General features: G+C 55.4%; 11 protein-coding genes, 1 tRNA gene and 2 rRNA genes. 4 read left to right on the top strand and 10 right to left on the bottom strand.

The genetic code is table 11. The features are described 5' to 3' along the window. From rrf (ACQUTI_RS18990) to rrf (ACQUTI_RS18980), 3 genes are all read left to right on the top strand, one after another. A 5S ribosomal RNA gene (gene rrf, locus ACQUTI_RS18990) occupies positions 1–103 on the top strand; the annotation flags it as partial. A gap of 14 nt (positions 104–117) precedes the next feature. Further along, positions 118–193, top strand: a tRNA-Thr gene (locus ACQUTI_RS18985). A 38-nt stretch (positions 194–231) separates the two neighbouring features. Then, positions 232–347: ribosomal RNA gene (gene rrf, locus ACQUTI_RS18980) — 5S ribosomal RNA — on the top strand. Positions 348–574: 227 nt separating this feature from the next. Here rrf (ACQUTI_RS18980) and ACQUTI_RS18975 read toward each other — a convergent pair. From ACQUTI_RS18975 to ACQUTI_RS18965, 3 genes are all read right to left on the bottom strand, one after another. Beyond that, positions 575–796, bottom strand: coding sequence for a membrane protein (locus ACQUTI_RS18975; RefSeq protein WP_004206262.1), 222 nt, complete (start codon positions 794–796; stop codon positions 575–577). Between the two features lie 293 nt (positions 797–1,089). Then, the gene (locus ACQUTI_RS18970) at positions 1,090–4,200 is read right to left on the bottom strand and encodes an efflux RND transporter permease subunit (RefSeq protein ID WP_428923340.1); all 3,111 of its coding nucleotides are present in this window, start codon (positions 4,198–4,200) and stop codon (positions 1,090–1,092) included. Between the two features lie 12 nt (positions 4,201–4,212). Then, positions 4,213–5,352, bottom strand: coding sequence for an efflux RND transporter periplasmic adaptor subunit (locus tag ACQUTI_RS18965; RefSeq protein WP_049093701.1), 1,140 nt, complete (start codon positions 5,350–5,352; stop codon positions 4,213–4,215). A gap of 375 nt (positions 5,353–5,727) precedes the next feature. Here ACQUTI_RS18965 and envR point away from each other — a divergent pair, with 375 nt between their 5' ends. Then, positions 5,728–6,381 (top strand): acrEF/envCD operon transcriptional regulator, encoded by a 654-nt coding sequence (gene envR / locus ACQUTI_RS18960; RefSeq protein WP_004206257.1) that lies wholly within the window; start codon positions 5,728–5,730, stop codon positions 6,379–6,381. An 84-nt stretch (positions 6,382–6,465) separates the two neighbouring features. Here the strand turns inward: envR and fis are convergent, their stop codons facing one another. The 7 genes from fis to accB form a co-directional block, all read right to left on the bottom strand. Next, positions 6,466–6,762 carry a DNA-binding transcriptional regulator Fis gene (fis, locus tag ACQUTI_RS18955; RefSeq protein WP_000462905.1) on the bottom strand — a complete coding sequence of 99 codons (297 nt, stop codon included), beginning with the start codon at positions 6,760–6,762 and terminating at the stop codon, positions 6,466–6,468. 24 nt (positions 6,763–6,786) lie between these two features. Then, positions 6,787–7,752, bottom strand: coding sequence for a tRNA dihydrouridine synthase DusB (gene dusB, locus ACQUTI_RS18950; RefSeq protein WP_004144972.1), 966 nt, complete (start codon positions 7,750–7,752; stop codon positions 6,787–6,789). Between the two features lie 357 nt (positions 7,753–8,109). Continuing rightward, the gene (prmA, locus tag ACQUTI_RS18945) at positions 8,110–8,991 is read right to left on the bottom strand and encodes a 50S ribosomal protein L11 methyltransferase (RefSeq protein WP_064178170.1); all 882 of its coding nucleotides are present in this window, start codon (positions 8,989–8,991) and stop codon (positions 8,110–8,112) included. A gap of 11 nt (positions 8,992–9,002) precedes the next feature. Further along, on the bottom strand, positions 9,003–10,454 hold the full coding sequence (gene panF, locus ACQUTI_RS18940) for a sodium/pantothenate symporter (RefSeq protein ID WP_004206255.1): 1,452 nt from the start codon (positions 10,452–10,454) through the stop codon (positions 9,003–9,005). Next, the gene (locus ACQUTI_RS18935) at positions 10,444–10,686 is read right to left on the bottom strand and encodes a DUF997 family protein (RefSeq protein ID WP_004206253.1); all 243 of its coding nucleotides are present in this window, start codon (positions 10,684–10,686) and stop codon (positions 10,444–10,446) included. The genes panF and ACQUTI_RS18935 overlap by 11 nt, the downstream gene beginning before the upstream one ends. 110 nt (positions 10,687–10,796) lie before the next feature. After that, positions 10,797–12,146 (bottom strand): acetyl-CoA carboxylase biotin carboxylase subunit, encoded by a 1,350-nt coding sequence (gene accC / locus ACQUTI_RS18930; RefSeq protein ID WP_004174096.1) that lies wholly within the window; start codon positions 12,144–12,146, stop codon positions 10,797–10,799. 10 nt (positions 12,147–12,156) lie between these two features. Then, positions 12,157–12,624 (bottom strand): acetyl-CoA carboxylase biotin carboxyl carrier protein, encoded by a 468-nt coding sequence (gene accB, locus ACQUTI_RS18925; RefSeq protein ID WP_004206250.1) that lies wholly within the window; start codon positions 12,622–12,624, stop codon positions 12,157–12,159. Positions 12,625–12,638: the final 14 nt, after the last annotated feature.

The following is a 12,638-nucleotide window of genomic DNA, read 5'->3' as shown; positions in this document are numbered from 1 at the left end:
GCGCGGTGGTCCCACCTGACCCCATGCCGAACTCAGAAGTGAAACGCCGTAGCGCCGATGGTAGTGTGGGGTCTCCCCATGTGAGAGTAGGGAACTGCCAGGCATCAAATTTAGCGTGCTGATATGGCTCAGTTGGTAGAGCGCACCCTTGGTAAGGGTGAGGTCCCCAGTTCGACTCTGGGTATCAGCACCACTTTTTAGGTTAAAGTTCGGCACGTTGTAAAGAATTTGCCTGGCGACAATAGCGCGGCGGTCCCACCTGACCCCATGCCGAACTCAGAAGTGAAACGTCGTAGCGCCGATGGTAGTGTGGGGTCTCCCCATGTGAGAGTAGGGAATCGCCAGGCATCAAATAAAGCAGAAGGCCCAGTCGAAAGACTGGGCCTTCTGCTTTTGTGTTATCTGTTATCTGTTGATAAACAGTCCTGCCACCAGGGGGAAACCCGTCAAAGTCGATTTGCTCGTAATGCAGCAAGGGACAGAGAGTTTATTTGCCCGGTTGTCATGTGGATGATGCGCAGAAGAACAGATACAGGTTCGACGCTAGCCCCAGTATCTGCTGGTCGGGGGTGAATTAGCGGGTCAGCGCGACGATCCCTAACGTGAGGCCGGCTACCGCGGCGGCTCCCCCGGCGATCGCGCCTGCCGTGTCCCAGTTGTCTTCTGTTGTGCCCTTCATACAGGTATTGGTGTGGACTAAGCGGCCTTGCGAGTCATAAACCGGCACGCAGGGAGAGTCATGGGCACAGCCTGCCAGCAGAGAGGCCAGCAGCGCCACGATTAAATACTTTTTCATGATATTACCTCTGGATAATCCGCAGGGTTGTACTGAGAGCCAGTGCAGAACGGAATGGCTTATTTTATCACCGCGGATTGTCCGGCCCGGATGCCGAAATCATCTCAATATATGAGCCACGTAAATATCGTGAAGATAAGCAGGGGAATATGCAGAAAAGATGGAGAGAAAGATCGTCTCCCCGCGCTGCCGCATGCGATAGAGGTTGTCAGATAGCGGGAAGCTGAGCGGGTTGCTAATATGCCAGGCGAAAAAAAAGCGCCCGCAGGGGGCGCCTTTAAAACCAGGCCGGGTTATTCAGCGTGCCGGGTAAAACGTCGTCTGACGACCACAAAGAAGACCGGAACAAAGAAGATCGCCAGCAGTGTCGCGGTTAGCATCCCGCCCATGACGCCGGTACCTACCGCATTCTGCGCCCCGCTGCCGGCACCATGGCTAATCACCAGCGGCATGACTCCGAGAATAAAAGCCAGAGAGGTCATCAGAATGGGTCGCAGGCGCATCCGCGATGCCTCCAGGGTTGCTTCAATGATCCCTTTCCCCTCTTTCTCCATCAGATCCTTGGCGAATTCGACGATCAGGATCGCGTTCTTCGCCGACAAACCGATCGTGGTCAGAAGGCCTACCTGAAAGTACACGTCATTATTCAGCCCACGCAGCGTGGCGGCTAACAGCGCGCCGATCACCCCCAGCGGAACCACTAACATGACTGAGAATGGAATCGACCAGCTCTCATACAGCGCCGCCAGGCACAGGAAGACGACAATCAGCGAGATGGCATAAAGCGCGGGAGCCTGGTTGCCGGAAAGGCGTTCCTGGTAAGACATCCCGGTCCAGTCGTAACCAATGCCGCTCGGCAGCTTACTGGCCAGCGCTTCCATCAGCGCCATGGCTTCCCCGGTACTTTTACCCGGCGAGGCTTCACCGAGGATTTCCATGGAGGGTAAACCGTTGTAGCGTTCCAGACGCGGCGAGCCATAAATCCAGCGCGAAGTGACGAAGGCGGAGAACGGGACCATTTCGCCATTGGCGCTACGAACATACATATTGTTAATGTCGCTCGGCAGCATACGGAAATGGGCATCAGCCTGGACGTACACTTTCTTGACGCGACCACGGTCAATAAAGTCATTGACGTAGTACCCGCCCAGCGCGGCTGATATCGTTTCATTGATATCGGAGAGCGATACGCCCAGCGCCTGCGCTTTTTCCTGGTCGACATCCAGTTTGAACTGCGGCGTATCTTCCAGCCCATTAGGCCGTACCCGCACCAGCTGATCCGGATGCTGTTTCACCATGCCCAGCAGTTGATTGCGCGCCTGCGTCAGGGCGGTATGACCTAGCCCGCCCTGGTCGATCAGCTCAAAGTCGAAGCCGGTGGCGGTACCCAGCTCAATAATGGCAGGCATGTTGAACGGGAAAACCATGGCGTCCTTGATCTGGCTGAAAGCCACAGTGGCTCGCTTGATGATGGACTCCACGCTGTTTTCATCACCGCTACGCGCCTCCCAGGGTTTCAGGCTGACAAACGCCATGCCGGAGTTTTGCCCCTGGCCGCTGAAGCTGAAGCCGTTCACGGTAAAGACGCTGTCGACGTTAGCCTTCTCGTTATGCAGATAGTAGTCGGTCACGGTATCCAGCACTTTCTGTGTCCGCTCCTGGGTGGCGCCGGAGGGCAGCTGGATCATGGTCAGGAAGACCCCCTGGTCTTCATCGGGTAGAAAGGATGTCGGGAGACGCATAAACAGCACGGCCATTCCCACGACGATCAGCAGATAGATCACCAGGTAACGGCCGGTTCCACGCAAAATACCGCTGACGCTGTTGGTGTAGTGGTTAACGCTCTGGTCAAAGCGGGCGTTAAACCAGCCGAAGAAGCCTTTTTTCTCATGGTGTTCGACCGAGGACGGCTTTAACAACGTGGCGCAGAGCGCTGGCGTCAGGACCAGGGCAACCAGCACGGAGAGCGCCATGGCGGAAACGATGGTGATCGAAAACTGGCGATAAATCGCGCCGGTGGAACCGCCGAAGAAGGCCATCGGCACGAATACCGCAGAGAGCACCATGGCGATACCCACCAGCGCCCCCTGGATCTGCGACATCGACTTTTCCGTCGCTTCTTTTGGCGAGAGTTTTTCCTCAACCATCACGCGCTCAACGTTTTCCACTACTACGATAGCGTCATCGACCAGCAGACCTATCGCCAGCACCATGCCAAACATCGTCAGGGTGTTGATGGAGTAGCCAAACATCGACAGTACGGCGAAGGTGCCCAACAGCACGACGGGCACGGCAATGGTCGGAATGAGCGTTGCGCGCATGTTCTGCAGGAACAGATACATGACAAGGAAGACGAGAATAATCGCTTCAAATAGCGTTTTGACCACTTCGTGAATAGAGATTTTAACGAAAGGGGTCGTATCGTACGGATAGACCACCTTCATTCCCTGGGGGAAGTAAGGCTGCAGTTCGGCCAGCTTCGCTTTAATCGCCGTGGCGGTATCCAGCGCGTTGGCGCCGGTCGCAAGCTTAATACCCAGACCAGAGGCGGGCTTACCGTTAATTCTGGCGACGACGTTGTAGTTCTCTCTGCCCAGCTCAATGCGGGCGACGTCTTTCAAATGGACGACAGAGCCATCGGCATTGACCCGCAGCGTGACCTTGCCAAACTCCTGCGGATCTTTAAGCCGCGTCTGGGCAATGATCGACGCATTGAGCTGCTGGCCTTTTAGCGCTGGCGTACCGCCCAGCTGGCCGGCGGCGATCTGATCGTTCTGAACCTGCAGCGCATTAATGACATCCACTGGCGTCAGGTTGTATTTGTTCAGCAGGTTGCCATCCAGCCAGATGCGCATGGCGTACTGTGCGCCAAACAGCTGGACATCGCCCACACCGTTGAGGCGGCTGATGGGATCTTTAACATTAGAGGCGACATAGTCGGAAATATCGTCCTGGGTAGTGACCGGGTTATCAGAGATAAAGCCGGCCACCAGCAGGAAGCTGCTGCTGGACTTTTCTACGCTAATTCCCTGCTGCTGGACTTCCTGAGGCAGCAGCGGGGTGGCCAGCTGCAGTTTGTTTTGCACCTGCACCTGGGCGATATCCGGATCGGTGCCGGACTTAAAGGTAAGCGTGATGGTTACTGAGCCGGCGGAATCGCTGGTCGACGACATATACATCAGGTTGTCGATACCGTTCATGTTCTGCTCAATAACCTGAGTGACCGTGTCCTGCACGGTCTGGGCATCCGCACCGGGATAGGTAGCGGAGATCGCCACCGCAGGGGGCGCTATCGTCGGATACTGCGCTATCGGCAACTGCAGAATGGCCAGACCTCCGGCAATCATCATGATGATGGCCAGCACCCAGGCAAAGACTGGTCGATGGATAAAAAACTTAGACATGGCTGGGTATCCTTATTGTGCGACCGGTGCCGCATGCTCCGCTTCTGCTTTCACGGTGACGCCTGGACGGACTTTCTGTAAGCCGCTGATAATCACCTTATCGCCCGGCTTCAGCCCGCTGGTGATAAGCCACTTATCGCCCACGGCCTGGGAAGCTACCACCTGACGGGTTTCAACCTGGTTTTTGTCATTCACCAGCATGACGGAGGCATCGCCCCGCGGCGTACGGGTCACCCCCTGCTGCGGCACCAGGATGGCCTGCGGATCGGTGCCTTCATCGATGCGGGCGCGAACGAACATTCCCGGCAGCAGGACATGCTGTGGGTTAGGGAAGATAGCGCGCAGGGTAATTGAGCCTGTACTTTCATCGACAGTCACGTCGGAGAACTGCAGCGAACCCTTAAGCGGATAGGCCTGACCGTTCTCCATCACCAGCTCAACGCTTTTGGTGTCGCCGCCGCGTTGCAGGCTTTCCTGCTTAAGGCGCATGAAGTCATTGCTGGATTCCGTCACGTCGACGTAGATCGGATCGAGCTGCTGGACGGTAGCCAGGGCATCCGACTGACCGTTGGTGACCAACGCTCCCTCGGTGACGCTCGATTTACCGATGCGTCCGCTAATGGGAGAAGTCACTTTGGTGTAGGCCAGGTTGATGCGGGCGCTTTCCACGGAGGCTTTGGTGGCGATGACGTCAGCGTCGGCCTGGCGGGCGGTGGCCACCGCCTGATCGTATTCCTGCTGACTGATATACTTGGTGCCCAGCAGCGGAACGTAGCGTTTCACCGTTAAGTGGGCGATGGCGGCTGCGGCTTCGGCTTTTGCCTCATCGCCCTTGGCGCTGTTCCACGCCGCCTGGTAGGTTGCCGGATCGATCTGATAGAGCGACTGGCCTGCTTCGACATCGCTTCCTTCAACAAAGTTACGCTTCAGGATGATACCGCTTACCTGAGGGCGGACTTCCGCCACGCGAAAAGCTGAAGTTCGGCCTGGCAGTTCGGTGGTGACCGACAGCGGCGCGCTGTTCACGACATGGACCGTCACCTGCGGCGCCTGGGCATGGGGTTGCGGGTTGTCCGAATTATCGCAGCCGGTAAGCAATAAGGCCGAGATAATTAAACCGGATAAAAGTGTCACTCTGGCGTGAGTTGTCATGGCGGTTCCTTATAGATTACGTGCCAAATTCGGCGGCGAATCTGTGAAAGAAAGAGGGAATTAAAAAGCAGTTTGCCATCCTACAAATAAACGCCGCTGGATGTAAGGGATACTTATTTTTGAGCAATCAGCAAGGCACGCAAAAACAAAAAAGCGCGCAGGATTTTTTTGCTATTTACCTCAATTGTAAAACTTAATAAATAGACATCAATTCAGTGAATGGGTTATTTATTAATATTCTTTTGGGTAATTTATTTGGCGACAGCTTCAGAATTAACTTGTCTGCATTTTTGCTAAAAAATATTCCATGACAAATGTTAGGTTAAGCGATCTTCAGAAAATCCTGAATAACCTGTCTGACGGGAAGGGGCTTGTATGGCTAGAAAAACGAAAGAAGAGGCGCTACGCACGCGGCAGCTCCTGATTGAGTCCGCGATCCAGCAGTTCGCCCTGCGGGGAGTGACCAACACAACCCTGACGGATATTGCTGATGCGGCGGGAGTGACCCGCGGCGCCGTATACTGGCATTTTGCCAGTAAGACTGAGCTGTTTAATGAAATGTGGCAGCAGCAGCCACCGCTCAGGGATTTGATTCAGCATAGCCTCGTAACAGAGAATGAACAGGAGCCGTTAAATGCATTGCGCGAGCGGTTTATTACCGGGCTCCGCTATATTGCTGCGAATCCTCGCCAGCGCGCGCTGATGCAAATTCTTTATCAGCGCTGCGAGTTTGCCAATGATATGCTTTCGGAAAACGAAATTCGCCAGCGCATTGGTTTTAATTATTCGCTGATTGGCGGCATGCTTCAGCGCTGTGTGCGTAACAATATATTGCCAGCCGAAACAAATATTGAAGTGATATTAATTGTTTTACACAGCGCCTTTTCCGGGCTGATTAAAAACTGGCTGCTCGATCCGCAACGCTTCGATCTTTATCAGCAGGCGCCTGCGCTGGTGGATAATGTTATGGCGGTAGTCTGTGCTGCTCATGTATCGGAGGCGCCGGTACTGCGGGCGGTGAATCAGTGATGTGTCCCGCTGTCGCAGGTAATAAAAAAGGCGCTTCCCCATGCCGAAGAGCGCCTTTTATATCAAGCAAGCAACTGACTAGTATCAGTTCATGCCGTATTTTTTCAGTTTTTTACGCAGCGTACCGCGGTTGATGCCCATCATCAGGGCAGCGCGGGTCTGGTTACCACGGGTGTATTGCATCACCATGTCCAACAGGGGCTGTTCAACTTCAGCCAGTACCAGCTCATACAGGTCATTCACATCCTGACCGTTCAGTTGAGCAAAATAGTTCTTCAGTGCCTGTTTAACCGAGTCACGCAGGGGCTTTTGAGTTACCTGATCCTGAGAGTTAACGGTAGAAACGGTCAGTACGTCAGAATTTACGCGTTGTTCGAACATAGTTCTGTCAGCTCTTTATTTCTATTACGCAAAATTTTCGAAGTATGCCTCCAACGCCTCCAGCTGTTCGCTGGCATCCTCAATGGCGTTGAATGTGCGCCGAAACTGGTCATCTGGAGCATGTTCCTGAAGATACCAGGAGACGTGTTTACGCGCGATTCGGTACCCTTTTGCCTGACCATAAAAGTCATGCAATTCCCGAACGTGCGCACAAAGCAAGCGCTTGACCTCTGCCAGCGGCAGCGGGGGCAGCAGCTCTCCAGTGTCCAGATAATGCTGGATTTCCCGAAAGATCCAGGGTCTTCCCTGAGCTGCACGGCCTATCATCAGGGCATCAGCCCCTGTATAGTCGAGCACAGCTCTGGCTTTAAGCGGGTCAGTAATGTCGCCATTCGCGATAATCGGAATGGAAACTTTCTGCTTAACTGCCCGAATACTGTCGTACTCAGCGTCTCCGTTAAACAAGCAGGCGCGGGTGCGTCCGTGAATAGTCAGAGCCTGAATGCCACACTCTTCGGCCAGTTGGGCAATCTCTACGCAGTTACGGTGTTCCGGTTCCCAACCGGTGCGAATCTTGAGAGTCACAGGAACGTCCACCGCATTCACGACCGCCGTCAGGATCGACTTCACCTGGTCGGGGTACTGCAAGAGGGCTGAACCTGCAAGCTTGCGATTCACCTTTTTCGCCGGGCATCCCATATTGATATCAATAATCTGGGCGCCGCTTTCCACGTTAATCCGCGCGGCGGCAGCCATCTCTTCCGGCACGCTACCGGCGATTTGCACGGTACGAATACCGGGCTCATCAATATGCACCATCCGTAAACGGGACTTGTCGCTCTCCCACACCTGTGGGTTAGAGGACATCATCTCGGAAACGGTTAAACCCGCTCCCATCTCGTAGCACAGCGTCCGGAATGGTCTGTCAGTAATGCCAGCCATGGGCGCTGCGATCAGGCGATTTCTGAGCTGGTGGTGTCCGATGCGCATGAGTTAAGAAATGACCATACTGTGACTGCAAGGCGGCGTATATTACGCATTTTTTGCACGAGATGAAAGGCCAAACTTTGAGCAATCCTCTGTTGCAGATCAATGAATCCGGGACTAACGTAAAAGGGATGAATAAATACTTATATTAATCATTGATTTAATGGCTGATGGATAATTTGTGTCCATTTATAAAATCATAAAACTTCTCGATTTTTCTTAGACAAACTCGCTACCAGGCGATATAAAACGCTGTTTTTATAGTCAAAAAAGTGCTCTGTAGTGCGATCTGCCTCTCATTTCCTGGCATTATTTGGTGGCTACTGGAAACAAAAATGCGGCCCACAGGCCGCATTGCACTTAGTTTTTCCGGCCGGTGATCCGGCACCACTCCTCTTTCTCGACCACCGGGTCAAGTGTGAAGATATCGGCGTAGGCTTCACAGACGCTCTCCGCCTGGCTGGCAAGGATGCCGGAAAGCCCCAGCAAACCGCCTGAAACAGGCAGGACGCTGATTAACGGCGCCAGCTCACGTAACGGGCCAGCCAGGATATTGGCGACCACGACGTCGGCTTTCATCGACTCGGGCTGGTCCTGAGGAAGATAGAGCTCCAGACGCTCAGAGACGCCGTTACGCTGTGCGTTATCGCGGCTGGCCTGAATAGCCTGCGGGTCGATATCAATGCCGATCGCTTTTGCGGCTCCCAGCTTCAGCGCGGCAATCGCCAGGATGCCGGAACCGCAGCCGAAATCAATGACCGTTTTTCCGTTGAGGTCGAGTCCATCGAGCCACTGCAGGCACAGGGATGTCGTCGGGTGCGTGCCGGTACCGAAGGCCAGACCCGGATCGAGCATCACGTTGACGGCATTTTCATCCGGAACGTCGCGCCAGCTCGGGCAGATCCACAGCCGCTCACCGAAGCGCATCGGATGGAAGTTATCCATCCATTCCCGCTCCCAGTCTTTATCTTCCAGCTGCTCGATCTTATGCGCGAATCCGGCGCCCAGCAGCGGGTGCTGCTCCAGTTGGGCAACGACCGCTTTCATATCGGTTTCGGCATCGAACAGGCCGATCACGTCGGTGTCGCCCCACAGCCGGGTTTCCCCGGGTAACGGCTCAAATACCGGCGTATCGTGCGTATCCTGGAAGGTGATCGAGACCGATCCGGCCTCCATCAGCGCATCGCTAAGATCTTCAGCGTTCGCGCCGGTGGTATTTAGTTTCAGTTGGATCCATGGCATAGCAAAACTCTTTATTTATCAGTAGTCAAAATAGGTGGCTGTGGTGCGGGACGGCCGAAACGATTCCCTGCCACAAACGCCAGTAAACTCAGCAGCAGCGCGGGAACGATCGGATGGAAGCCGAGAAACTGCACTTTCAGCGTGGCAAGTACGGCATACAGTACACCACCCACGATCATCGCGCTCAGCGCGCCAGCCGCGTTGGCACGTTCCCAATACAGGCCCAGCACCAGCGGCCACAGAAAGACGGCTTCCAGGCCGCCGAAGGCCAGCAGGTTCAGCCAGATAATCATCTCTGGCGGTCGCCAGGCCGCGAGCAGCAGCAGGACACCCAACAGGAGCGTAATGCCGGCGGACATGCGTTTTAGCCGCTTTTCGTTAGTCGCCTGATCCGGACGCCAATTCAGATACAGATCCTTGATGATCGTAGCGGAACTTTGCAGAAGTTGGGCATTGATCGTCGACATAATCGCCGCCATCGGCGCGGCCAGAAAGATCCCTGCCGCAAAGGGCGGGAGCACTTTGACCATCAGCGTCGGGATCACCAGATCCGGTACGGTGAGGTCAGGGATCACCGCCCGACCTAACGCGCCGGCCAGGTGCATGCCAAACATCAGGATCGCCACCACGATGGTGCCGATAATGATGCCGCGATGCACGGCTTTGCTGTCTTTGTAGGAGATACAGCGCACGGCGGTATGCGGGAGGCCTATCACGCCGAAGCAGACCAGCACCCAAAACGAGGCCATAAAGGTTGGCGAGAGGATATCTTCCGCCCCCTGAGGGGACACCAGCTTGACATCGATCGACTGCAGGGTCTCTACCGCATGGCCAATCCCGCCGGCGGCGTGGATCACCCCCACCAGCAGCACGATCGTGCCGATCAGCATCACCATGCCCTGCATGGTGTCGTTGAGCACGCTGGCGCGAAAGCCGCCATAAGCGGTATACAGCGCGATGCTGATGCCGAAGATCAGCAGACCGGTATCGTAGGGAATACCCGCAGCCGTCTCCAGCAGGCGGGCGCCGCCGATAAACTGGACGGTCATGGCGCCAACGAAGGCTACCAGCAGACTCAGGCTGGCCAGCCAGACCAGCAGACGACTCTGGTAGCGCGCAAACAGCATGTCATTGAGGGTGACGGCGTTGTAACGGCGCGCAAGAATGGCGAATTTTTTTCCCAGTACGCCCAGCGACAGCCAGATGGCGGGGAGCTGGATCATTGCCAGCAGCACCCAGCCCAGGCCGTATTTATAGGCGGCGCCGGGTCCGCCGATAAATGAGCTGGCGCTGATATAGGTGGCGGTTAGCGTCATGGCCAGCACGAAGCCGCCCATCGAGCGGCTGCCGAGAAAGTACTCATTCAGAAAGCTTCCTGAGGCGCGTTTTCGCATGGCGTAGAGGGATAAGCCGAACACCACCACCAGATAGGCGATCAGGGGAATAATGACCTCAAACTGCATCATCGTCCTCCAGAGGAATGTCGCGAAAAACCAGTTTGACCATCGCCCAGCACAGCAGAATAAACAGCAGCGGAACCAGCAGGCAGGCCATTTCAAACCAGTGGGGCAGGCCGGTAAAACCGATAGCCACCCCCGGCAGATAGGCGGCGGCCAGCCAGGCGGCAAGATAGAGAAGGGTCAGCCACAGCGCCCAGCGCGCTTCTTTGTGGGCCTGAACAAAGCGTTTGTCCATTTTTTGTCCCTTGAGGATGAAGAAAGCGGGGATTGTACCGCATGGTATAGATGAGGAGAGAGAAAAAGAAAAAAGGCCGGAAAATCCGGCCTTTTGCTGAGAGTGCAGAATTATTTTTCCTGCAAGCCGAGTTTTTTCTCCAGATAGTGGATGTTGGTGCCACCATGCTGGAAGTTCTCGTCGCTCATAATGCGCATCTGCAGATCGACGTTGGTCTTGATGCCATCGATGATCAGCTCCTGCAGCGCATTCTTCATGCGGGCAATCGCCACGTCACGGCTTTCGCCGTAGCAGATCAGTTTGCCGATCATGGAGTCATAGTACGGCGGTACGGTGTAACCGGCGTAAATATGGGACTCCCAGCGCACGCCAAAGCCGCCCGGCGCGTGGAAACGGGTAATTTTACCCGGGCTCGGCAGGAAGGTGTTCGGGTCTTCGGCGTTGATACGGCATTCCACCGCATGGCCGCGAACCACCACTTCATCCTGCTTGATGGACAGCGGCTGACCGGCTGCGATACGCAGCTGCTCTTTGATCAGGTCAACGCCGGTGATCATTTCAGTTACCGGATGCTCTACCTGGATACGGGTGTTCATTTCAATGAAGTAGAACTCGCCGTTTTCGAACAGGAACTCAAAGGTACCCGCCCCGCGGTAGCCGATATCGACACAGGCTTTCGCGCAACGCTCGCCGATGTAGCGACGCAGTTCCGGGGTGATGCCCGGCGCCGGCGCTTCTTCGACCACTTTCTGGTGACGGCGCTGCATGGAGCAATCACGTTCAGCCAGATAGATAGCGTTACCCTGACCGTCCGCCAGCACCTGAATTTCGATGTGACGCGGGTTTTCCAGGTATTTCTCCATGTAGACCATGTCGTTGTTGAAAGCCGCTTTGGCTTCCGCTTTGGTCATGGAGATGGACTGGGCCAGTTCAGCATCGCTGCGCACAACGCGCATACCGCGACCGCCGCCGCCGCCGGAGGCCTTGATGATCACCGGATAGCCGATGCGTTTGGCATGGGCGCGGTTAGCGTCCATGTCGTCGGTCAGCGGGCCGTCAGAACCGGGTACGGTCGGGACGCCGGCTTTTTTCATGGCGGTGATCGCGGACACTTTGTCGCCCATCAGGCGGATGGTGTCGGCTTTCGGGCCGATGAAGATAAAGCCGGAGCGCTCAACCTGCTCAGCAAAGTTGGCGTTCTCAGAGAGGAAGCCATACCCCGGGTGAATTGCTACCGCGCCGGTGATCTCAGCGGCGCTGATGATAGCCGGGATGTTCAGATAGCTTTTTACGGACGGAGCCGGACCGATGCAGACCGTCTCATCCGCTAACAATACGTGTTTTAGATCGCGATCCGCGGTGGAATGCACAGCAACGGTCTTGATGCCCAGTTCTTTACAGGCACGCAGGATGCGCAGTGCGATCTCGCCACGGTTAGCGATGACAATTTTATCCAGCATGTTCGCCTCGTTACTCGATAACTACCAGCGGCTCGTCGAATTCTACCGGTTGGCCGCTTTCGATCAGAATGGCTTTCACCACGCCGGCTTTGTCGGCTTCGATCTGGTTCATCATTTTCATCGCTTCGACGATGCACAGGGTGTCGCCCACGTTAACTTTCTGGCCAACTTCCACAAACGCTTTCGCGTCCGGGCTTGGCGTACGATAGAAAGTACCAACCATCGGGGAACGTACGATGTGACCACTGATTTCCGCTTTTGCCGGCGCTTCTGCTGCTGCAGCTGGCGCGGCAGCCGCGGCGGCAGGTGCCTGAGGCTGCATCATCGGCGCAGCATAAGCCTGCTGCATAACCGGATAGCTTGCGGCCGGTGCAGAGCGGCTGATGCGAACAGACTCTTCGCCTTCAGAAATTTCCAGTTCGGAGATACCTGATTCTTCAACCAGCTCGATCAGTTTTTTAATCTTACGAATATCCATGAGTGGGTTCCGTA

It is taken from the genome of Klebsiella sp. 7-CIP_Kleb. (assembly GCF_050378655.1).
In the GTDB taxonomy this organism is placed as follows: domain Bacteria; phylum Pseudomonadota; class Gammaproteobacteria; order Enterobacterales; family Enterobacteriaceae; genus Klebsiella; species Klebsiella quasipneumoniae.
The sequence above is the reverse complement of the archived record's forward strand: the minus strand, read 5'-3'. Positions and strand labels throughout refer to the sequence as shown.

Bases quoted from the DNA above. Each gene is read 5' to 3' on its own strand.
- accC (WP_004174096.1), bottom strand. From the start codon at position 12,146: ATGCTGGATAAAATTGTCATCGCTAACCGTGGCGAGATCGCACTGCGC.
- accB (WP_004206250.1), bottom strand. From the start codon at position 12,624: ATGGATATTCGTAAGATTAAAAAACTGATCGAGCTGGTTGAAGAATCA.
- ACQUTI_RS18970 (WP_428923340.1), bottom strand. From the start codon at position 4,200: ATGTCTAAGTTTTTTATCCATCGACCAGTCTTTGCCTGGGTGCTGGCC.
- prmA (WP_064178170.1), bottom strand. From the start codon at position 8,991: ATGCCATGGATCCAACTGAAACTAAATACCACCGGCGCGAACGCTGAA.
- ACQUTI_RS18965 (WP_049093701.1), bottom strand. From the start codon at position 5,352: ATGACAACTCACGCCAGAGTGACACTTTTATCCGGTTTAATTATCTCG.
- fis (WP_000462905.1), bottom strand. From the start codon at position 6,762: ATGTTCGAACAACGCGTAAATTCTGACGTACTGACCGTTTCTACCGTT.
- dusB (WP_004144972.1), bottom strand. From the start codon at position 7,752: ATGCGCATCGGACACCACCAGCTCAGAAATCGCCTGATCGCAGCGCCC.
- panF (WP_004206255.1), bottom strand. From the start codon at position 10,454: ATGCAGTTTGAGGTCATTATTCCCCTGATCGCCTATCTGGTGGTGGTG.
- ACQUTI_RS18975 (WP_004206262.1), bottom strand. From the start codon at position 796: ATGAAAAAGTATTTAATCGTGGCGCTGCTGGCCTCTCTGCTGGCAGGC.
- ACQUTI_RS18935 (WP_004206253.1), bottom strand. From the start codon at position 10,686: ATGGACAAACGCTTTGTTCAGGCCCACAAAGAAGCGCGCTGGGCGCTG.
- envR (WP_004206257.1), top strand. From the start codon at position 5,728: ATGGCTAGAAAAACGAAAGAAGAGGCGCTACGCACGCGGCAGCTCCTG.